The sequence below is a fragment of the Candidatus Vogelbacteria bacterium genome (genome assembly GCA_021414225.1).
Classification (GTDB): domain Bacteria; phylum Patescibacteriota; class Minisyncoccia; order Phycocordibacterales; family XYD1-FULL-46-19; genus JAIOOX01.
Genome location: JAIOOX010000004.1, coordinates 22,966 through 37,367, shown reverse-complemented (window position 1 = coordinate 37,367; position 14,402 = coordinate 22,966). Strand labels below are relative to the sequence as shown.

The window sequence follows — 14,402 nt, the reverse complement described above, 5'->3', positions numbered from 1 at the left end:
GGGTCAAACCCTTGGCTTCTTTATAAAAAAGAATCCTCCCCGGGCCTGGTGGCTCGGGGAGGTGTATAAAAACGTTTTGGGTTACGCGAGAACCAAGTTCTCGGCCAGCTCCACGAACGCGAGGCTGCCGGTCAGCGACTTGAGGGCAACTTTGTTACCCTCTTTGCTTACGGCGGTAAGCACCTCAAAGGCACTCTCGCCACCTTTTTGGGTCACCCGGTCTCCCGCCTGGAAACCGTTAGCTTTAACCCCGACAATACCGTTGCTATGCATGTGCGAAAACCTCTCTAGGTAAACGTTATTCCAGGAACTATTTCCCAGAATCTCCAGACGATACTATTACATGCTATTTATTTTTGGTCAAGTTTTTAAGGAAAGGAAAAACCGGCCGAAGCGCTTGCGCTTCGACCGGCAGTGAATCATAGGGAACGTTCTTATCCTCGACCAAGTCGGCGTGAGCCGGGAGGTCGAATTACCGTTTAGGCCCCAATCAAGGGGACACCCATGATTGGGATGTTAGCGAGGTTGGGTCACCACTTGACCCAACAGTTCTCGGATCACGTTGATGGTGTGATCTTCGTTCACCGGCATACCATTGCTGGTGAGTTGGTTGGTCAGGTTGGTGGCGATGACCTTGATACCTTCGTCTCCCCAGAGGATAGGGGTGTTGGTAATTTTGTAAGCCATCATCAGCCACAAAATTTCCCATAGCCTCTCATCAGGCATGATCGACTGGAGCGACTCGGGGATCGGTTTGGGGGCTGGGCGGTAATCGAGGTTGAGAGCCTCGTTGGTGCACCGATCGACTACCACCTTCAGTCCTTCAACCAGGATCAGGATCAAGGTTTGAAGACTGGTCTGGTCGTCGAACTTCCGTATCCAGCTGAATATTTGCCCCGCCCGGCGCCGGATTTTCCGGCCGTTGAGCGGCAAAGGATCAGTCTCCTGGATGTGCACCAGACAGATTTCCCACAGTAGTTGTGTGGTGGCGTTGGGCCATGGCTTGAAATGTTTTTCCATTTCTTTCACCTCCCTTTGGTTCCTATGTTGTGAAGACCTATATCCAAAAATAACTAGAACACCTAGTTATGCTGGTCATATTACTGCAATAAATTTCTATTTGTGTCAATGATTAAGATTAAAAAGAAAACCCCGCCGACCAGAAGCGGGGCTTCTTGGCGGGCGGGGTGGGTAGGGTCCATTTAGTCCAAAAATGGTGTCATTGGGTAAAGTTGGGCCCTCGAGGGTTAGGAACCTGACACCTTTTTCGGTTGTTAACCCGTGAGAGGTCCCGGTGGGGATGTGGTGAATCGAGCCGAGACTGAATTTGGTAGTCCGGCCGTCAATTGTCAGTTTACCAACTCCCGACAGACCGATATAGACTTCCTCCTTGATCCAGTGCAAATGTTCCAGTACAACACCACTCGGTGGAATGGTGATAATGTTCACACTCCAACCACAGATCGCAAACAAAAAACGGACACGTCGTTTTGGCATGGAACGATTCCCTTATGGTTAGCAACTTGATCCAGTATTATTTATGCCTGGTTAAGATGGGGAAGTCAACCCCAAAAAACAAAACCACCCATGAAGGTGGTAATTGCTTGTGGTGCTGATAACTGTAAGTGGTTAGCGGTATTATACAAAAAAGTCACTGGTTATTTTTTGTGGTGCCGCCAAATAAAAAACTTTGACGGGAAAATACCCATAGTATTTGTGGCGCCGCCAGTTAGGCACAACTGGCGGCATCCTACAAAAATATAGTCACTGCGTTCCTTATTTTTGTGGAGATGGCGGGATTGAACCCACGTCCGGGAGGGTATGATGAGCGTTTCTACCAAACATAGTGCCTTTCAATTTTTTAAGCAGGTGATATCAAAAAGCCACAAAAGCATCACCCGGCCGAGTCTTTAAGTTTTTGGATTCAAAGCAAGACAACTTTGAGTCCGAAGATTGGCGACTATTATACTTGGTCCAGACAGCCACTCACAATCTGGGCAAGCACTAGCTTAGGCTAAAGCGAAAGCTAGAGGAGAGTATGGCGAAGCCACACTTCCTTTTGAGGCAGTTTTTGCACTCATAGGTTGTTACCGTTTTTTAGGAGCTAGGTAACCTCCTCCGTTTGGCGCGAACACCAGTAATCTCTCGTCTAAACTGGCATCCCCATATTAAAAATCTTTCAACGATCTGGCTACATCTCTAGTAGCTTCCTTTTTCTTCAGTGTTTCGCGTTTATCAAATTTCTTCTTACCGCGAGCGACACCGATCGAAAGCTTGATGTAACGTCCTTTATTATACACTGAAATCGGCACTAATGTCAATCCTTTGCGAGCCCCGGTTCCGATCAATTCGGCAATATCTTTTTTGGACAACAGAAGTCGGCGGGTTCGAGTCGGATCAACCTTGGAGTCCTTGTTGCCGGGCTGGTAAGGGGCGATAGTGGCGCCGACTAAATAGGCTTCTTCCCCTCGAATAATGACATGCGCCCCATCAAGAGAAGCCTGACCTAGTCGCAGTGATTTAACCTCGGGACCCAGTAGTTCGATACCAGCATCAAAAGTGTCGGTAATTTCATAATTGAAATTCACTTTTTTATTGTGCACAAAAGTAGACATAGACAAATTCTAACAGATTTTGGTAAGATTCATAACGCAGTGAAAAACTTAGATTCCAAAGCGAAATTTGCTCTGGCTATTATTCTAATACCGATTTATATTCCGGCTTTTTTGATCATGCATTTTACTTGGGACTGGTACGAGAAGTTATGGAAGTCTTAAGGTGGTTTTTATTTTGGCGTTACTAAATATGGCCAAAAACAGGTTTTTACTTGACACTATATAATAATAAGGTGTAAAGTTATTTTTGGATCTAGGGTTGCTACATTGGGTAGTAATCAAAATGTTTTAGAAGGATGGGTATTGTCATGGCAGCAGCGAAGGCGGGGACAAGTAAGGGTGTGGTCCTTCTCCGACCGAACCAGAAGGTTCAGTTCACAGCAGACGCTCTCAAAAGCGACTGTTGTGTTGGAAAGAAGGGTCGGCAGTACCTGGTCACAGGTGCACGGCTAGTCGGCGCCAACGAGATCCGGGCCAACAACCACCCGCAGAAAGTTGAACTTCAACTTATCTGTGAAGACGGTTGTGGCCAGACGGCTAGCCGATTGAGCAACATTTCGGGCTGCTTGCTCGAGGTTGCTCCGGCCGAGCCGAAGCCGAAGCCGAAAAAGAAGAAGCCGAAGAAGTAGCCTGTCTTTCTTTGCGGGGTGATCTTGTCGAAATCTTGGGAGGGTGGCGTAGTCGGGAAACCGGGTTCGTCACCTTTTATTTTTTCTGGCAAAATCTTTCATTTTTTCGACTTTTCAGTATACTAGGGTCTATCAATATATGGCTAAAAAATCCAAAAAATCATGGTGGCAAGGGGGCGATAATAATGCTTTAGGTGGCTTGGCTGGGCAGGTAGTTTTGACCTTATTAATACTAATGTTTTTAGTTGGTCTCTATTCAAGTTTGGCGGAACAGAAAAATAAGGTTAAAGATGTTTCGTTGTCTGAAATTTCTCAAGCGGTTTTGACTGGTCAAATTACGGCCATCGACGTTAACGGTGATCAACTAACCGCTACTTATAAAGACTCGACTCAAAGTAAGTCCCGCAAAGAAGCGGAGAGTTCTTTGTCGGAAACGCTGTCTCTTTATGGAGTTAATCCAGAAGCTTTAGGTAAAGTGAAAGTGACTGTTGATAATCCTTCCGGTTGGGGTTTCTGGCTGTTGAACTTATTGCCGATCTTAATCCCGATAATTTTTGTGATTATCTTTTTCTGGATGATTAGTCGTCAGGTCAAAGGGGCTTCCATGCAAGCTTTCTCATTTGGTCAATCGCGAGCGCGAATCATTGATCCAAATGATTCCAAACAAAAAGTGACCTTTAAAGATGTGGCGGGAGTTCGAGAGGCCAAAGATGAGTTGATGGAAATTGTTGATTTTCTTAAAAATCCTAAAAAGTTCTTGGATATTGGAGCCCGGATTCCAAAAGGGGTATTGATGATTGGCGGACCAGGAACTGGCAAGACTTTGCTAGCGAGAGCGGTGGCCGGTGAAGCCGAGGTACCTTTCTTTTATTTGTCCGCTTCGGAGTTTGTGGAAATGTTTGTGGGTGTGGGCGCTTCCCGAGTGCGAGATTTATTTAAAATGGCCAAGAAAGCGGCGCCGTCGATTATTTTTATTGACGAAATAGACGCAATCGGTCGTCACCGGGGCTCAGGAGTGGGTGGTGGTAATGATGAACGCGAGCAAACTCTAAACCAGATTTTGGTGGAAATGGATGGTTTTGAACCAAACGAGAAACTGATTATTATGGCGGCGACTAACCGACCAGATGTGCTTGATCCGGCTTTGCTCAGACCGGGCCGGTTTGATCGACGAGTAGTACTTGACCCACCAGATATTAAAGATCGAGAAGCAATCATGGCTATTCATGCTCGCAAAAAACCACTAGCACCAGACGTTGATTTGAAAGTAATTGCCCAACGAACACCAGGTTTCTCGGGTGCTGATTTAGCCAATGTAATGAATGAAGGCGCTATTTTGACAGCGCGCGAAGATCGGAAAGAGGTTAGTCAGTATGATCTGTTGCGTAGTGTGGAGAAGGTGATGCTCGGACCAGAACGTAAAAGTCATATTTTATCTGATGTGGAAAAGAGAATTACCGCTTACCACGAAATGGGTCATGCTTTGATTGCTTCGGTTTTACCGAATTCCGATCCAGTTCATAAAGTATCGATCATTTCTCGTGGCCACGCCGCTGGTTATACTTTGAAATTACCGATTGAAGATCGTAAATTAAATTCACGGAAGGAATTTCTCGACGACATTGCCGTGTCACTTGGTGGTTACGCGGTGGAGCGAATGATTTTTGGTGATATGACCACTGGAGCATCTAATGATATTCAAGTAGCTACTGCCTTGGCTCGTAGTATGGTGACTCGCTATGGTATGAGTGATGCGATTGGGCCGATTGATTTGGCGGGTGGAGACTCTAAGACTATCACTGGTGGAGTGATAGCAACTGATAAGTTTGTATCAGAAAATACTCAAACGATTGTTGATAAAGAAGTCTCAAAAATTATGACTGAAGCTTTGATTCGAGCAGATGAAGTGATCACTAACCACCGTAAGGCTCTGGACGAAATGTCTGAAGAACTGGTCAAAATGGAAACCATGGAGCGGGCCGAATTTGAAAAGCACCTAATCCTTCATGGGATTAAGCCAAAGCAAGGTTTACCTGATGGTCCTCTCGTTGTATAAACCAGCCGGTCTGACGCCACTGCAAACTCTCGATCTGTTGCGTCAGAAGTTTTCGGAATACAAAGACAAAAAATTATCTTACGCTGGGCGACTTGATCCGTTGGCCGAGGGTGTGATGTTGGTGTTAGTTGGTGAGTCTAATTTTAGTCGAGAACGATATTTAGGTTTACCAAAAGTATATGAGGCGGAAATTTTGTTGGGGGTGAGCACCGACACGGGGGATGTGATGGGTTTGGTGACCGAATATAAACTTAATGAAGAAGTGGTCTTGGAATCACGGGTGCGAGAAATTTTGGCTGAGCTGGTCGGAATTTTTGAGCAGAAATACCCGCAATTTTCGTCCCCGAAAATTGCGGGCCGGCGTAGACTGGAAGATAACACTCTAGTCTCTAAACAAGTAGAAATTACTAGACTAGATTTTGTTTCTTTAACTGAAATTAACGGCTCCGATTTACTGGAAAAGATAAACAGTCGAATTGATAAAGTCGTAGGTGATTTTAGACAGACAGACATAAAATCAGTTTGGGATAAAATTCTAAGTGATCGATCTGACCAAGTTTTTTCCGTTATTAAAATAAAAGTGTCAGCCAGCAGTGGTGTGTATGTTCGAGTTTTAGCAGAAAAGATCGGCCGTAATTTGGGGGTGCCGGCCCTAGCTTATAGTATCAAAAGGTTTTCGGTTGGAGATTATCCTATAGACACTGCCTTAAAATTAGAATAATCTTGTTTACATAACCACCCGTAGCTCAGTTGGTTAGAGCATCGAGCTTATACCTCGAGGGTCCTTGGTTCGAGTCCAAGCGGGTGGACATTTTTTTTAGTTTATGTAAGAAATTAGGATCTGGGCGTAGGAAACATTGCCGTGTGGTCGGTGCATTTGGATGCCAAGTTTGGATTTAAATGTATAGGGTTCAACTCCCTTCTGATGGCCTAATGTGTTAGGAGGCTAGAACATAGGATATGTGGGAGGCATTGAAACTTTATCTCCGGGTAAAGCGGAGCCAATCTTGGAATACCACAATCTAGCTCTGAAAATCTCTTTCGTTATGCGTAATGGGAGAGGCGACAAAGGGTTCCTACGCTCTTTTTTGTACCCAAAAATAGAGGATATTTTCTTGTTGTTTGCTTGGAACTATAATAATATTAATTTACAATGCTATCTTTTTTTATGGAGCCTCTAGGTTTTGTGGTTAGTGTAGCGATTATTATTTATATTATTAGATTAGGTTCTAGGGTTAAGGCGCTAGAAAATAAATTATCTCAAGGAGTAGAAGTAAAACAAATTCCTCAAATTGTTCCACCTATATCCTTGTCTGGTTTGTCGACTAATCAACAGTCTTCTGATGGTTTTATTCCTTTACCGGAAGAGCAGACTAGAGTTTCAAGTGAGTCGGTAGAAGTTAGTGATGTTTTATCACCGGAGGAACGTTTGATTACTTGGCTTCGAGAAGATTGGCTTCTTAAGTTGGGTGCTTTGTTGGTTTTAATTGGGGTTGGTTGGTTTATATCATACGCCTTTGCTAATAATTGGATTGGTCCCGTTGGTCAGGTTAGTCTAGGATTATTGGTAGGCTCTTTAATTATAGTATTAGGTGCTTGGAGGATTAAAAACTATGTTTATCAGGGAGGTGTTTTTTTAACCTTAGGTTCAACTATTGTTATTTTAACTACCTATGCCGCCCGAGCGGTGTATGGAATGTTCACTCCAACTAGCGCTCTATTATTGATGCTGGCAAGTATCTTTTTTGTCACCCTGATGAGTGTTATTTATCGACGCTTGCCTCTGTCCTTGATTAGTCTTGCTTTGGCTGGGGTTATTCCGTTTACTGTTGGTGGGAACTTTGACTACAACGCCTTATTTGCTTATTTGTTGATCATAATAATCGGTACTATTTGGGTAGTAGCAATAACGGGATTTGATGTTGTAGCAACAGCTGGTTTAATGTTGGTTGTTTTGTATAGTTTGCCTCACTTAACATATATTAACTTTACTGACACCGATAAGGGGGCGCTACTTCTTTTTGCTTATGTTTTTGCTGGCTTGTTTTTTGTAGCCAATGTGGTGGGATTTATTCGTCGACCGAATTCAAATTTGGCGCCAGCTGTCATAACAGCGATTGGTAACGGTTTGTTGTTGTTGGCTTGGATCATTCAGACGGTGCCGGCCAATTTACAAAGTCTGACTATTTCGGCTTGGATGGTGGTTTTTGTGGTTGGAGCCTTTGTGGCCTTAAAGTTGTCTGGCAGACAAGAACCTTTTTATGTATACGTTGGTCTAGGGGTAGTGATGTTGGCGACAGCGACAGCGACTGAGTTATCTGGTCCAGCTTTAACTATTGCTTATACTTTGGAAAGCGCATTGCTAATTTTGGGTGTTTCAGCCGGGGTTAAAAAGATTGAGGTCACTGAGATGACTAGTTTTGTGTTAATTGGACCAGCGGCCTTGTCTCTGCCTAGTTTAGTTTCTTCTAGTTGGAGGGATGGAATTTGGCATGGTGATTTGGCCGTCTTATCTATTTTGGCGGTAACCTTAATGGCTTTAGGTTATTATTTATGGCACAAATCACGTTTGGAAAAATCCACCAGTGCTAGCCAGGTTGGTCTCATCTTGGCTGTGTTGGGGTCAATCTATGGCTACGCCATTATCTGGTTGTGTCTTCATAGTTTGGCGGCTTCAGCCGATACCGCCGTCACTATCGCTTTAATTATTTACACCTTAATTGGTCTAAGTTTTTATGTTTTGGGTCGCTTGCGAGGTCATTTAACAATTACTAGTTATGGGGGAGCCCTGTTAATATTTGTGGTGGGCCGACTTTTGACGATTGATGTTTGGCAAATGGATATTATTGGTCGAGTGGTTGTTTTCCTGGCTGTTGGTGTACTACTCATTAGCACCGCCTTCATTGGTCGCCGGCCAAGTAGTAGTGGAATTATTCAAAAATAATTAGGAAGATGATGTATATTAAAAATTTATTTTTCAGTGGGGCTGCTATGTTGGTTTTTTTTAGTATGACTAGTCCGGTTTTTGGCTTGTCGAATCCTTTGGACCTTACTGCTCCTAATTATCGTTCTTATCAGGACATTAATAATCTCAATATTGTAGTGCCAACTGTGGTTCAAGTTGATTTCCCGTCCAGTAATTTCAAATTTTTCAACTTTAAAATTTGGGATATAGAAGAACAGACCGCCAAGCCTAGATTTGTTAACAAGGTGAATGTGGCTCAAAAAGTGCCGGAGAGTATCTCGGCTTCGGATGCTAGTAATAGCGCCAATTTAATGATTGATAATAACGTCAGTACTTACACAGAGTTTCCGTTAACTGGTACTTCTGGTCGAACTACAATTACTATTGATACAGCGAAACCAATCACTTCGTCTCAATTAAATATTGATCTGGGTCAATATGTTACCAAACCAACTCATATTGAGGTTCTGACTTTTTTTGGTGGTAGCTCAGGTGGAGAGAGTGGTAAAATAGTAGTAGCTCGCAGACCTTATTTATCTAATAGTATTAATTTTCCAGAAACAACAGCTAGGCGGTGGATGGTGACTTTAGAGTATGAACAACTGCTTCGCATTAGTGAATTTTCTCTGGAGCAGAATAATGTTGGTAGTGTGACATCTGGCTATGTCCGTTTTTTGGCTCAACCAGGACATAACTATAGGTTGTATTCTAACCCAGACAGAGAAACAGCCGAATTAACAGCTGACAATCTGGTGACCGTCAATAATTTTTTAGCAGTTACTCCGTCAGCAATTATGGGTAATCCTATTTATAGTCCAGCTGATTCTGATAGAGATGGTGTATTAGATATCAATGATAATTGTCCTAATGTTATAAATCCAGACCAAGCTGACATTGATAACAGTGGTCAGGGGGATGTTTGTGAAGATTTTGATAAGGATGGTATTTTGAACTCAGTCGATAATTGCCCCAATGAACCAAACGTTGATCAACAAGATAGAGACGGTGACAAGATAGGCGATGTTTGTGACAAAGAAGAAAGTCGCTTGACTGAAAAATATCCTTTTTTACCTTGGGTGGGGATAGGTTTCGCTGGAGCTGTTTTGGTGGTATTGCTTATATTGGTGGCTGTGCCGGGGATTAGAAATAAAGTCCCAGCCGACGGTCAAATGTAGTCGTGGCTTGGATGCCCTGTCACTTTTCCTGTGATATTATTACGGAGTGTTTACCGAAACTAATTTTCTAAATTCTAAAAAAGCTGGTTTTACGTTGATCGAGCTATTGGTGGTAATAGCGATTATCGCCCTACTAGCGAGTGTGGTGCTGTCTTCGTTGTCGAGTGCTCGGCAGAAAAGTGTTGATAGTGCTAATGATCAACAAGTGCATCAAGTAAAAACAGCTCTGGAACTTTATTTCGCCGATCGGGAATATTACCCAGGTAAGCCGGGTATTACTATTCGGAGTGATGATGCTGATAATGCTAATTGGCAAGAGATTGTCACAGCTTTATCTCCTGAATATATTAGGAGTATCCCTATTCGGCCCGGTTCTGCTTTTGTGTTTCAGGGAACAGCTTGTGGTTCTGATTTTAATCAAACTTGTTCTTATACTTTAACAACCAGCAAAGTAGTGGTTGATAATTCTGGTGGTGGCGGTACTGGTGGAGAGGGTACAGGTGGTGGCGGTACTGGGGGTGGGGGAACCGGCGGAGGGGCTGGTGACCCTGGTCTTGGTGACATAGCAGGTGCGACTGGTGACATTTTTTATGTTGATAGTGAGTCTGGTGATGACCAGAAAGATGGTTTGTCTTCAGCTAATGCTTGGAAAACTATCGCTAAAGTAAATTCCAGTATGAGCTCGTTTGGTCCTGGTGATCGAATTTTATTTAAAAAAGGAGGTATCTGGAATGAAAAATTAATTATTAATACTTCCGGAGCCTCAGGTAATCCGGTGATTTTTAGTTACTATGGTACGGGCGCCAAGCCGTTATTAGATCTAAATAATGCCAATGATTTTGGTGTGTATATTCTTAATCGTTCCTATATTACTGTCAGATCGCTGGCTATTCGCGAAGCTAATACTAGTAATCCAGACGCACCTAGCGCTGGAGTGGTAGTGGCCAACTCTAAACATATTGTTCTGGAAAATTTAACTCTTGATGCGAACAAAGGAGTGGGGGGTATTTTTATTTATAGTAGTGCCCCAGCCTTACTTGATGACGTGATAGTTCGTAATTCGGCGGTCAGTGGTACGAGTGGTTCTACTTATAGTACAGCTGATGGTAACAAAGGTAGTGGAATTCATATGTGGGGGGAGTGTAATACTTGTGGAAGTAATGTGGTGTTAGAAAGTAACACTCTGTCTGGTAATGGCTCTCATGGGATTGGGATGTTTATGCCAAATGTAAAAATCCAAAACAATACTATTTACCAAAATGACAATTCCGGTATTACCGGTGGAGGCTTGCCGGCTAATGGTGCCCTCATTGAAAATAATTTAATTTACGAAAATTGTCAGGAGACTGATGATTGTCCTGGAGTGAACTTTTTCCGTTCCGGAGGAAATAATATTATTCGTAATAACAACATCCGTAACCAACACGACACGGTTGCTGATACTTCAATTCCGATTAATACTGGCTACTCTACTAAGTATGGTACTAATGGAATTCGTTTTGATGGTGGAGATGCTTATGCGGTGACTATTTTTGGTCCCGGGGCGGACTATATGAGTCAGTCTGGCAACGTTATTATTGGTAATCAAATCAGTAATGAAATGATTGGGATATCTCTGTTTAATTTCAGTGGCGTAACCGTGCAGAATAATACCATCACTAATAGTCAGACGGCGGGGATTGGAGTTGGGTCAGTCAACACTACTAATACTACTGTTACAGCTTATGTTTCAGGTAATACTATTGATCCTGTTCCACCTCCAAATGGTATTTCAACTGTCGGCCCAGTAAATATTTCCAACTAGTTAAAGTTAATTGATAGGGGGTGTGACTGCGAATTAATTTATTTGATTGGGAATTGGTCGGTGAGTTCCGTTGAGTAATAAAACTCGTAAGCGAGACGGCCAAAAGATATTTTTTGGTTACCGATATCTATTTCAGATCCGCCGATTTGAGGATTAGCATTTGGTTTAGAATTTTCAAAACCGATATTAAATAAAGTGGTAATAATTTCTGGTCGCCCTGAAATGTCGTAACCACTTTTTTGCCAGCCGGTGGTCAGTTGTTTTAAATATAGAGCACCATACAAATAAGCCCAGTAGCGGTCTTTGTAATTGGTAAGTCGATCAAATCGCTCGCTATTAATGTCGCTGGTGCTAAAATCAAGTAAATGTTCGTATCGAGGTCCTAAATAGTAAGGAGAATTTTTGTCTTTCAAATAATCTTCAACTTGTTTGGCGGTTTTTTCTTTAAAACCGAGAACTCCCCAAGAAAATTGAGTTTGAGTGCCTAGAATTTTGAGAGGCGAAAACAAATCTTTGTAAACCTCTCGTTCGGAGTGGAAGAGGCGTAGTTGTTCAACTACTAAAGGGGTAACCAAAAGACGAGGTGAAATACCGGTTAGGGTGCTGACTTGTTTGATTAATAGAGCGTCTTTGGCGATAGCCTCTTTCAAAGTTTGCCATTCAGAACTTTGATTCCAGATGAATTTGGTACCGGCTGGATATTGGGAGTTTTTTCCCTCTGAGTCATTGTTGGTCTGTGTGGTTAGGCTATTGTCGACTATGCCTTGGCTGTTGGTCCAACCCATGTTGACGGCCACAAAACCAGCGGTCAAAAAGAGGCCGATGCCGGCAAAAACTAGGATTATTAGCGAGCCAGTGATAAGTAAGGTTTTTTTCATACCAATAGTTTTTGCATGATAGCACAGAACGCTTAATATCCAAGCCAGAGAGCACACTAGTTCCTTTTTACCACCCCGTGTTATTATGTAAGACAGTTTTTATCCGAGTTATTATTACTAGTTTTTATTAAATTTATGAAAAAATATTTATTTGGAGTGCTTCTTGGTTTGGTATTAATTCCAACTGCGTTTGTGTCGGCGCAGACGGGTGTGGTTGTTACTCCTGTTAGTTCTTCAATTAAAACAGAATATAATGCCAGTAAACCTGATCAACCATGGGTAATTAGTACCCACACGGTAAAAGTTAAAACTGGGGCAGTGCCGATTTATGTTAGTGAATATCAAGGAATTTCTTTGGTCCATAATACCAACAAACAGACTCCTGGTCAGTCTAGCTCATTGGCTAGTAGTACAGCGTCTGTGTATGCCCCTGGTTTATATGGAGGGAAGGCTTGGAGTATACCAGCTAACTCAGAAAAAACTTTTACGTATATTTATAAATGGGATTCTAGTAAATTGTTTGCCGGTAGTTATTACTCCCATTTTTATAATCTTGGTTATGTAACTAATCCGTCCAATACAAACGATACACATTCATCAGTTTCTCTTAGTCAAAAAACAAACACTATTGCAATTGTTGGTGAAAAGGGACCATATATATCAACCACTAGTCCCATGTCTTTAACCTTGGGTTCACCTGTGACTGTTTCTGGAGAAAGATTGTCTAACTCTAAAGTTTTTCTTATTCCTTATTACAACTTAATTCCTGAAGGTAGTCCTATAGAGTTAGTTATTGTTTCTTCTTCCGCAACGAACATTGTGGCCAATGTTCCAAATAATATTTTGACAGGTCAATATCTGCTTGAGATTAGAAATAACACCAACGGTAATAGTAATAGAGTAGAAAGGACAGTTATCTCAGGAGCTTCTATTTCCAATGTTCTTGTTGGCACAAGTACTCCTTCTACTTGGGTTCAAGCTACTTCCAAGTCCGTACAATGGACCACAACCGGCAGTGTTCCTAATGTTGACGTTTCTGTTTGTTACTTGAGAACAGGGCTCTCTGATGCCTGTTTCTTTGCTTATCAAAACATCGCTAATACGGGGTCAGTGTCCAATGTTCGTGTAGGTACCAATGTTCCTCTAAACTCAATGGCTTATGTAAAAGTTCGTAAAGCTGGTACAGATGCTGTTATGGCTAAAAGTTCAACTTTTAAAGTTGTAGTTGTTTTATCTTCGAATTTACAAGTTTCGGATGGACCGACTACCGTAGGAGAAAGTATTGTGATTGTTGATGACTATAATGATACTGAGGGTGTAGCTCTTCTGGGTGGTACATTTAAGGCTGTTGGTAATTCTGACGTAAGGATTGGCAAAATTCCACTTACTATCACGACAGTTGGAGGTGCTAGTGTTGCGTCTGTAGTAAAGAGCGTTAGTCTTATTGTTGCTGGGCAAGAATTAGCGTCAGAAAATGTGACTATTCAAGGGACTTCTGGGGTGGTTACGTTTTATTTTAGTTATCCTGAATTAGCTGTGAAGGCTGGAAAATCTGTGGATTTTATTATCAGAGGAGACATTAACGATATTGAGTCAGGTGGTTTTGATGAAGGTGATACCCTTAAGGTTGATATAACTGAAGCAAATGTAAGTTCGATCCATGTTGTTAATCAAGATGGTTATGGTATGGCGCTAAATCAAAAGATAGGCTACGTTCTTGGTAAGGTGCAGGAGTTTAGAACTAAGGGTATACAAACCACTCTGGTAAGTACTGATACCCAGGTTTACACGGGCACATCAAATAATGACGATATGGGTCAGTTTAATATAAAATTCAAAGTAAGAGCTATTGGTGACACTGTTTATTTATCATCTTTAGCTAACTCCATTGGTTACCTTTATGTGGTAGATAAAGCCGGGGTGGCCACTACTTCTAAATCAATTAGTGGAAATATTACTAATGTAACCGGTGGCGATCTTACACCGGCTGGCAACTACAGGATTGAAGAAGGTGAGACAGAAACTTTATCATTGACGGTTGAGGTACCTCTTGGTCCTTTGGGGACGTCTGGCCAATATCGACTTACATTGAATGGGGTTAAGTGGGATATTGATGATGATTTTACTCCTGATTATACCCAAACAGTTAATTTTCAAACTCGATATACCTTATTGAACAAGTCTGCCACACAAAGTCAGTTGGCCGCGATATCATTGAGCTTGCAGAGCATTATGAAACAATTACAGGGGCTGATCTTTCGTTAAGAGTAGTTATAGTTA

12 protein-coding genes, 1 tRNA gene and 1 other RNA gene are annotated in these 14,402 nt (G+C 42.3%); 7 read left to right on the top strand and 7 right to left on the bottom strand.

Features of this window, described 5'->3' with window-relative positions:
• Positions 1-81: 81 nt before the first annotated feature.
• The 6 genes from K8Q91_03050 to K8Q91_03025 all read right to left on the bottom strand — a co-directional run bounded on the left by K8Q91_03050 (position 82) and on the right by K8Q91_03025 (position 3,336).
• Positions 82-273 (bottom strand): hypothetical protein, encoded by a 192-nt coding sequence (locus K8Q91_03050; protein MCE9628945.1) that lies wholly within the window; start codon positions 271-273, stop codon positions 82-84.
• A 243-nt stretch (positions 274-516) separates the two neighbouring features.
• Positions 517-1,029, bottom strand: a complete 513-nt coding sequence (locus K8Q91_03045) for a hypothetical protein (GenBank protein ID MCE9628944.1) — start codon at positions 1,027-1,029, stop codon at positions 517-519.
• A gap of 96 nt (positions 1,030-1,125) precedes the next feature.
• Positions 1,126-1,497, bottom strand: a complete 372-nt coding sequence (locus tag K8Q91_03040; protein ID MCE9628943.1) for a cupin domain-containing protein — start codon at positions 1,495-1,497, stop codon at positions 1,126-1,128.
• 285 nt (positions 1,498-1,782) lie between these two features.
• Positions 1,783-2,165: a transfer-messenger RNA gene (ssrA, locus tag K8Q91_03035) on the bottom strand.
• Between the two features lie 3 nt (positions 2,166-2,168).
• The gene (smpB, locus tag K8Q91_03030) at positions 2,169-2,615 is read right to left on the bottom strand and encodes an SsrA-binding protein SmpB (protein ID MCE9628942.1); all 447 of its coding nucleotides are present in this window, start codon (positions 2,613-2,615) and stop codon (positions 2,169-2,171) included.
• A gap of 502 nt (positions 2,616-3,117) precedes the next feature.
• Positions 3,118-3,336, bottom strand: coding sequence for a hypothetical protein (locus tag K8Q91_03025; GenBank protein ID MCE9628941.1), 219 nt, complete (start codon positions 3,334-3,336; stop codon positions 3,118-3,120).
• A 143-nt stretch (positions 3,337-3,479) separates the two neighbouring features.
• Between K8Q91_03025 and ftsH the strand changes: the two genes are divergently transcribed.
• From ftsH to K8Q91_02995, 6 genes are all read left to right on the top strand, one after another.
• Complete coding sequence (gene ftsH, locus K8Q91_03020; protein ID MCE9628940.1) at positions 3,480-5,300, top strand: ATP-dependent zinc metalloprotease FtsH; 1,821 nt, start codon at positions 3,480-3,482, stop codon at positions 5,298-5,300.
• Positions 5,293-6,021: a hypothetical protein gene (locus K8Q91_03015; protein ID MCE9628939.1), complete on the top strand. Its 729-nt coding sequence runs from the start codon at positions 5,293-5,295 to the stop codon at positions 6,019-6,021. Before ftsH ends, K8Q91_03015 begins: the two co-directional genes overlap by 8 nt.
• A 14-nt stretch (positions 6,022-6,035) precedes the next feature.
• Positions 6,036-6,109, top strand: a tRNA-Ile gene (locus K8Q91_03010).
• Between the two features lie 344 nt (positions 6,110-6,453).
• Entirely contained in the window at positions 6,454-8,244 is a 1,791-nt protein-coding gene (locus tag K8Q91_03005) for a DUF2339 domain-containing protein (GenBank protein MCE9628938.1), read from the top strand.
• Positions 8,245-8,252: 8 nt separating this feature from the next.
• On the top strand, positions 8,253-9,440 hold the full coding sequence (locus K8Q91_03000; GenBank protein ID MCE9628937.1) for a thrombospondin type 3 repeat-containing protein: 1,188 nt from the start codon (positions 8,253-8,255) through the stop codon (positions 9,438-9,440).
• A 46-nt stretch (positions 9,441-9,486) separates the two neighbouring features.
• Entirely contained in the window at positions 9,487-11,244 is a 1,758-nt protein-coding gene (locus K8Q91_02995; protein ID MCE9628936.1) for a right-handed parallel beta-helix repeat-containing protein, read from the top strand.
• 38 nt (positions 11,245-11,282) lie between these two features.
• Here K8Q91_02995 and K8Q91_02990 read toward each other — a convergent pair whose 3' ends face one another.
• Positions 11,283-12,122, bottom strand: a complete 840-nt coding sequence (locus K8Q91_02990; GenBank protein MCE9628935.1) for a hypothetical protein — start codon at positions 12,120-12,122, stop codon at positions 11,283-11,285.
• A gap of 135 nt (positions 12,123-12,257) precedes the next feature.
• Here K8Q91_02990 and K8Q91_02985 point away from each other — a divergent pair, with 135 nt between their 5' ends.
• Positions 12,258-14,387, top strand: a complete 2,130-nt coding sequence (locus K8Q91_02985) for a hypothetical protein (protein MCE9628934.1) — start codon at positions 12,258-12,260, stop codon at positions 14,385-14,387.
• The last annotated feature ends 15 nt before the right edge of the window (positions 14,388-14,402 follow it).

What these genes read in the sequence shown, in the direction of transcription:
- K8Q91_02985 (MCE9628934.1), top strand. Translation starts at nt 12,258, where the DNA reads ATGAAAAAATATTTATTTGGAGTGCTTCTTGGTTTGGTATTAATTCCA.
- K8Q91_03050 (MCE9628945.1), bottom strand. Translation starts at nt 273, where the DNA reads ATGCATAGCAACGGTATTGTCGGGGTTAAAGCTAACGGTTTCCAGGCG.
- ftsH (MCE9628940.1), top strand. Translation starts at nt 3,480, where the DNA reads ATGTTTTTAGTTGGTCTCTATTCAAGTTTGGCGGAACAGAAAAATAAG.
- K8Q91_02990 (MCE9628935.1), bottom strand. Translation starts at nt 12,122, where the DNA reads ATGAAAAAAACCTTACTTATCACTGGCTCGCTAATAATCCTAGTTTTT.
- K8Q91_03005 (MCE9628938.1), top strand. Translation starts at nt 6,454, where the DNA reads ATGCTATCTTTTTTTATGGAGCCTCTAGGTTTTGTGGTTAGTGTAGCG.
- K8Q91_03040 (MCE9628943.1), bottom strand. Translation starts at nt 1,497, where the DNA reads ATGCCAAAACGACGTGTCCGTTTTTTGTTTGCGATCTGTGGTTGGAGT.
- smpB (MCE9628942.1), bottom strand. Translation starts at nt 2,615, where the DNA reads ATGTCTACTTTTGTGCACAATAAAAAAGTGAATTTCAATTATGAAATT.
- K8Q91_03000 (MCE9628937.1), top strand. Translation starts at nt 8,253, where the DNA reads ATGATGTATATTAAAAATTTATTTTTCAGTGGGGCTGCTATGTTGGTT.